The organism is Methyloceanibacter sp. (genome assembly GCF_041573655.1).
In the GTDB taxonomy this organism is placed as follows: Bacteria; Pseudomonadota; Alphaproteobacteria; order Rhizobiales; family Methyloligellaceae; genus Methyloceanibacter.
Genome location: NZ_JBFFQD010000077.1, coordinates 1 through 6,450, shown reverse-complemented (window position 1 = coordinate 6,450; position 6,450 = coordinate 1). Strand labels below are relative to the sequence as shown.

Genomic DNA, 6,450 nt, shown 5'->3' with positions numbered 1-6,450 from the left:
CGTGCGAGAACGCGAGGTGACGATCCGACCGATCGCAGGCACGCGGCCCCGCGGCACGACGCCTGAGCAAGACAAGGCACTGGCCGAAGAGCTCCTGGCCGACACGAAAGAGCGGGCCGAGCATTTGATGTTGCTCGACCTTGGGCGCAACGATGCCGGGCGTGTATCGGAGATCGGGTCCGTCGAAGTCACCGACAGTTTCTTCCTCGAGTATTACAGCCAAGTCATGCACATCGTTTCTAATGTCCGCGGCGTGCTCGCCCCGGAACGCGATTCCGTCGATGCACTGATGGCGGGCTTCCCGGCCGGCACCGTATCGGGTGCGCCAAAGGTGCGTGCGATGGAGATCATTGACGAGCTGGAAGATGCGGCGCGCGGCATTTATGCGGGCTGCGTCGGTTACTTCTCCGCCGATGGCGAGATGGACAGTTGCATCGTGCTGAGGACGTCGGTGGTAAAAGACGGCGTCATGTATGTTCAGGCAGGCGCCGGTATTGTCGCCGACTCCGTGCCGGAGCGGGAGCAAGCCGAATGTGTCAGCAAGGCCGGCGCGCTGTTCAAGGCCGCGGACGAGGCCGTGCGGTTCGCCGCCCGTGGCAAGCGCGGCCAGTAACCGGGTAGAGGCCGGACATGCTCACACTCAGCCTCCTGCGCCATGCCAAGTCGAGTTGGAAGAACCCCACTTTGCCGGATCGGGAACGGCCCCTTTCCACGCGCGGCATGAGCGATGCACCGGTCATGGGGCGCGCCATGACAGAGCGGGGTCTCGACCCGGAGCTTGTTCTGTGCTCTTCGGCGCGCCGAACCGTCGATACGCTGGACCTGCTCCTGCCGGAGCTGAAGGTCAAGCCGGAAGTCACCTATAAGGACGCGCTCTACCACGCGAGCCCGGAGGACATGCTGGATATGCTGCGGGCGATCCCGCCGGGGGCGAGCCGCGTTCTGGTGGTGGGTCACAACCCCGAGATCGAGGCGTTGGCAGGGGACCTGATCGGCTCCGGGCCGAAACACATGCGCGACCGTCTGAAGGAGAAATACCCGACCGGCGCGCTCGCGGTGCTCAACTTCGCCGCCGGGCTGTGGTCGAGCGTCGACGTCAATAGCGGCAGCCTGAGCCTGTTCCTCACGCCCAAGGAGCTGCGCGGAGGCTAGCCCCTCGACCTTGACGTCAGCTAGGGGCCGGGCGTAACACCAAGCCATGCTGACCCTGATCGATAACTACGACAGCTTCACCTACAACCTCGTTCATTTCCTTGGGGAATTGGGCGCGAGCACGCAGGTCTACCGGAACGACAAAGTGACCGTGGACGAGGTGCTGGCGGAAGGGCCCGAGGCCATCGTGCTGTCGCCGGGACCTTGCGATCCGGACCGGGCCGGCATCTGCCTGGAGCTGATCCAGCGCGCCGCCCCCGTAGTGCCGATCCTCGGCGTTTGCCTCGGTCATCAGGCCATCGGTCAAGTCTATGGCGGCCGCGTGATCCGTGCGCCGTATCTCATGCACGGTAAGCTGTCCAAGGTGCGCCATACGGACAAGGGCGTGTTTGCCGGACTACCGCAGGAGTTCTCCGCGACGCGCTATCATTCGCTCATCCTGGAGCGCGACACGCTGCCGGAGGATCTGGAGATCACCGCGGAGACGCCAGACGGCATCATCATGGGCGTGCAGCACAAGCGCTATCCCGTGCATGGCGTGCAGTTCCATCCCGAAAGCATTGCCTCGGAGCACGGCCATCAATTGCTCGCCAACTTCCTCGATCTCGCGCGCGTCGAACGGCGTCAGCGCGGAAACCCAAAGAGAGAAGCGGTCGGTGCCCTCTAATCCCGCGCCGGATCGCGCCGGCGAGCCTCAAGATTTGCGCGCAGCCCTCAAGAAGGTGGTGGCGGGCGATGCCCTGACACAGCGGGAGGCCGCCGAGGCCTTCGAGCTCATCATGTCCGGGGGCGCGACCGACGCGCAGATCGGGGCGCTGCTGATGGGTATGCAGGTTCGCGGCGAAACGGTCGACGAGATCACCGGTGCCGCGCGCGTGCTCCGGAGCAAGGCGCTGTCGGTCGAGGCGCCCGAGGGCGCCATCGACACATGCGGGACCGGCGGGGACGCCAAAGGCACGCATAACATCTCGACCTGCACGGCCTTTGTCGTTGCGGGCGCGGGCGTGCCTGTGGCCAAGCACGGCAATCGGTCGATCTCTTCGCGCTCGGGCTCGGCCGATGTGCTCGCGGCCCTTGGTGTCAATCTCGAATGCGCGCCCGAAGTCATCGAACGCTGCATCTCGGAGTGCGGGCTGGGTTTCATGTTTGCCCCTGCCCATCATGCGGCCATGCGCCACGTCGCCAAGGTGCGCGGCGAGCTTGGCGTGCGGACGATCTTTAATTTGCTCGGGCCGTTGGCGAACCCGGCGGCCACCAAGTACCAGGTCGTCGGCGTCTTCCATGAAAAATGGGTAGAGCCCGTTGCGAACGTCCTGAACATGCTTGGTGTCGAGCGCGCTTGGGTGGTGCACGGCGCCGATGGGCTTGACGAACTGACCACCACGGATGTCAGCCATGTGGCGGCTCTGGATCACGGCAAGGTCTCGACGTTCAAGATTTCGCCCCGTAATGCCGGCCTACCGGACGCAAAGCCGGAGGATCTCGTCGGCGGTGATGCCGTGGAGAACGCCGCGCATATCCGGGCCGCGCTGCAAGGCAATCAAGGTCCGTTGCGCGACATCGTGCTGTTGAATGCCGCCGCCGCGCTCCTCGTTGCCGGCAAAGCCAAGACTTTGCAGGATGGTGTGGCGCTTGCCGCGGACGCCATCGATAGTGGCCGGGCCATGAACGTCTTAGAGGCGCTGGTTAAACTGAGCCATGATAAGGTCTGAGCCATGGCCCACGTGCTAGACAAAATACTTAGCTATAAGCGCGAAGAGATTGAAGCAGCAAAGAAAACACGGCCTGAGAGTGCCGTGCGCGCGGAGGCTGAAGCTGCCGCGCCGGTTCGCGGCTTCGAACGCGCCTTGCGGGACCGCATCGATCATGGCGCCTTCGGGCTGATTGCAGAGATCAAGAAGGCGAGCCCGTCAAAGGGATTGATCCGCGCCGATTTCGATCCGCCCACCCTCGCCGTCGCCTACGAGGCGGGCGGCGCTGCGTGCTTGTCCGTGCTGACCGATACGCCCTCCTTCGAGGGGCATCCGGAATATCTCACCATGGCGCGCGCGGCCTGCGGCCTCCCCGTCTTGCGCAAGGACTTCATGATCGATCCGTATCAGGTGTTCGAAGCGCGCGTGCTTGGGGCTGACTGCATTCTCATCATCATGGCGGCGGTCGACGATGGGCTCGCGCGCGACTTGGAAGTCGCCGCGCACGGGCTCGGCATGGACGTCCTCGCCGAGGTGCATGACGATGCCGAACTCGACCGGGCGCTAAAGCTTAAGACGCCGCTCATCGGCATCAACAATCGCAATCTGAAAACCTTCGACACGACGCTTGCGACGACGGAACAGCTCGCGCCTCGCGTCCCTTCCGATCGTCTTGTTGTCGCGGAGAGCGGAATCTTCACCCATGCGGATGTGACGCGCCTTGCGGCAAGTGGTGTGCACGCCTTCTTGGTCGGCGAGAGCTTGATGCGGCAGGCTGACGTGGCGGCTGCCACGCGGGCCCTGCTCTCGGGCGCGGATGACACCGCCAAGGCGGCATCATGAGCGCGCGGCTGTCCCACCTAAACGACAAGGGCGAGGCGCGCATGGTCGACGTCTCGGAGAAGACCGTCACGACGCGTACCGCTATTGCCGAAGGCTTCGTGTCGATGAGCCCTGCGACGCTTGACATGATCCTCGACGGCACCGCCCCCAAAGGCGACGTGCTAGCCACGGCACGCATCGCAGGGATCACAGGCGCCAAGAAGACCGCCGATCTCATTCCGCTGTGCCATCCGCTGTCCCTCACCCAGGTCACCATAGATTTTACGCCCTCGCGCGAACCCTGCGGCCTCCGCGTCGAGGCGACCGCGAAAGTCGACGGCAAGACGGGTGTGGAGATGGAGGCTTTGACGGCGATCTCGGTGGCCTGCCTCACGCTCTACGACATGTGCAAGGCGGTGGACCGCGCCATGAGCTTCTCCGGCATCCGCTTGATCGAAAAGACCGGCGGCCGCTCCGGCTTCTATCGCGCGCCCTGACCGGCGATGGCCCTCATCTCCGTAACCGAGGCGTTTGGGCGGATCGATTCAGGTCTTGATCGGCTCGGCGTCGAGCGGGTTCCAATCTCGGACGCCCATGGTCGCGTGTTGGCGACCACCTTGGGCGCGAAGCAGACACAGCCCCCGTTCGATGCCTCGGCCATGGACGGCTATGCGGTGCGCGCCGCCGATGTGGCCACCCTGCCCGCGACGCTGGCGCTGATTGGCGAATCCGCCGCGGGCGCGCGGTTTGACGGCGTTGTCGGACCGGGCCAGGCTGTCCGCATCTTCACCGGCGCGCCCGTTCCGATAGGCGCCGATACCATCGTTATCCAGGAGGACACGGAGGCGGACGGCGCCCGCGTTGTCGTGAATGCCGCGACGGCCGGCCGTCATATCCGCCCGCGCGGTCAGGACTTCATGGAAGGCGATAAGCTTCTAGAGGACGGCACCCGCCTTGGGGCGCGGGCGTTGATGCTGGCGGCGGCGATGAACTACGCGGACGTGCTCGTACGCCGGCAGCCGAAGGTCGCCATCTTATCGACGGGCGATGAGATCGTGCCGCCCGGAGACGCAACGGGCCCCGATCAGATCGTGGCCTCGGTGAGCTATGGCGTTGCCGCGCTCGTTGAGGACTATGGCGGGATAGCGATCGACCTGGGGATCGCCCCAGACGATGAGGACGCGCTGGTGGAGGCCATCTCGCGGGGGTCCGACGCCGATATTCTCGTGACCATCGGCGGTGCGTCCGTTGGGGACCGCGATCTGATGAAGACGGCTCTCGCCCGCGCCGGGATGGCGCTGGACTTCGCCGGGGTCGCCATGCGGCCCGGCAAGCCGGTGTTCTATGGACGTCTGGGAGACCAGCACGTGCTCGGTCTTCCAGGAAACCCGGTCTCGGCCTTTATCTGTTCGGTGGTGTTCCTGAGGACGATGATTGGCCATCTTCTCTGCGAGGATCGCACCGCGGTTCCGCATCGCGCGGTCCTCGCCGAGGATCTGCCGCGGAACGGTCCCCGTGAGCATTACCTGCGGGCGACCTCCAGCTTTGCCGAGGACGGAACGCGCCACGTTCACGTCCTGTCCTCCCAGGATTCGTCGCTCATGGCCTCATTGTCCAAGGCCGACTGCCTCATCGTGCAGCCCCCGCACCACCCTGGCCTGGCCAAAGGCACAAAGGTCCTGGTTTGGCCCTTGGCGGAATAGTTAAGGCCCCAGAAACCCGAATCACGCGAGCAAATGTCCGCCAGACCTTCTGGCAAAACACATTTTGTGGCCATGCGGCTTGCGGAACACAACTAGAACATCTATACTGTTCATGGTTTGTACAGGCGGGGCGAGAATCGTTTCTAGGCGTTACAGCCCGATTCCTGATCGCTCGAAGGGGATTTGATGCTCACACCGAAGCAGAAAGAGCTTCTCATGTTCATCCACGAGCGGTTGAAGGAAACGGGCGTGCCGCCCTCCTTCGACGAGATGAAAGAGGCGCTCGATCTCAAGTCGAAATCCGGCATTCACAGGCTGATCACGGCCCTGGAGGAGCGCGGCTTCGTGCGCCGCCTGCCCCACCGGGCCCGGGCCATGGAAATCGTCCGCCTTCCGGACTCCGTGCCGCAGAGCGTCACGGCTCGTGCGCGGGGGGGCTTCTCCCCCAGCGTGATCGAAGGCAGCTTGGGGCGTGTTCCTGAGGTCTCCGAGGGCGAGGCGGCGCCACAGACCGTCGCTGTACCCGTCATGGGCAAGATCGCCGCCGGCGTCCCCGCCGAGGCCATCCAAAGCCGGCTTGCCACCATCGAGGTGCCGCCGGAGCTGCTGGCCAAGGGCGAGCACTATGCGCTCGAGGTCAAAGGTGACTCCATGATCGAGGCCGGGATCTTGGAAGGCGACACCATCATCGTGCGCCGCTGCGAGGACGCCACCAACGGCGATATCATCGTGGCGCTGGTGGACGAGGAGGAAGCCACGCTCAAGCGTCTACGCCGCCGTGGGGATTCCGTCGCGCTCGAGGCCGCCAACCCGTCCTACGAGACCCGCATATTCGGACCCGATCGGGTGCGCGTGCAAGGGCGCCTTGTCGGGCTCATCCGCCGCTACTAGGACCGCTTCCCTCTTATTTCGTCAGTCCGTGCCGCGTGCGCGTCTTCGCGTGTGTGTCAGCCCGCGTCCAGGGGCGGTTTCTGCGCGCATGGGTTACCGTTTCGGTGCGGATTGAGAGCCCGTCTATGAAAAGCGCATGCGCGCCGCCTCGCTTCAGCGCGCGCCGGTCGACGAGAACCCGCGCGGCGCGG

The 6,450-nt window shown here is 64.8% G+C and carries 8 protein-coding genes; all 8 read left to right on the top strand.

The window, feature by feature from the left end:
* Positions 1-613 (top strand): anthranilate synthase component I family protein (locus tag ABY454_RS11855; RefSeq protein ID WP_372930925.1); only part of this gene is annotated, 613 nt, incomplete at its 5' end.
* A 17-nt stretch (positions 614-630) separates the two neighbouring features.
* Complete coding sequence (locus ABY454_RS11850) at positions 631-1,152, top strand: histidine phosphatase family protein (protein ID WP_372930923.1); 522 nt, start codon at positions 631-633, stop codon at positions 1,150-1,152.
* 46 nt (positions 1,153-1,198) lie between these two features.
* The gene (locus tag ABY454_RS11845; RefSeq protein ID WP_372930922.1) at positions 1,199-1,819 is read left to right on the top strand and encodes an aminodeoxychorismate/anthranilate synthase component II; all 621 of its coding nucleotides are present in this window, start codon (positions 1,199-1,201) and stop codon (positions 1,817-1,819) included.
* Entirely contained in the window at positions 1,809-2,864 is a 1,056-nt protein-coding gene (gene trpD / locus ABY454_RS11840) for an anthranilate phosphoribosyltransferase (protein ID WP_372930920.1), read from the top strand. The genes ABY454_RS11845 and trpD overlap by 11 nt, the downstream gene beginning before the upstream one ends.
* A gap of 3 nt (positions 2,865-2,867) precedes the next feature.
* Entirely contained in the window at positions 2,868-3,686 is an 819-nt protein-coding gene (trpC, locus tag ABY454_RS11835) for an indole-3-glycerol phosphate synthase TrpC (protein ID WP_372930918.1), read from the top strand.
* Complete coding sequence (moaC, locus tag ABY454_RS11830; protein ID WP_372930917.1) at positions 3,683-4,162, top strand: cyclic pyranopterin monophosphate synthase MoaC; 480 nt, start codon at positions 3,683-3,685, stop codon at positions 4,160-4,162. Before trpC ends, moaC begins: the two co-directional genes overlap by 4 nt.
* A 6-nt stretch (positions 4,163-4,168) precedes the next feature.
* Complete coding sequence (gene glp / locus ABY454_RS11825) at positions 4,169-5,368, top strand: gephyrin-like molybdotransferase Glp (RefSeq protein ID WP_372930915.1); 1,200 nt, start codon at positions 4,169-4,171, stop codon at positions 5,366-5,368.
* Between the two features lie 186 nt (positions 5,369-5,554).
* Positions 5,555-6,259, top strand: a complete 705-nt coding sequence (gene lexA / locus ABY454_RS11820) for a transcriptional repressor LexA (protein WP_372930913.1) — start codon at positions 5,555-5,557, stop codon at positions 6,257-6,259.
* The last annotated feature ends 191 nt before the right edge of the window (positions 6,260-6,450 follow it).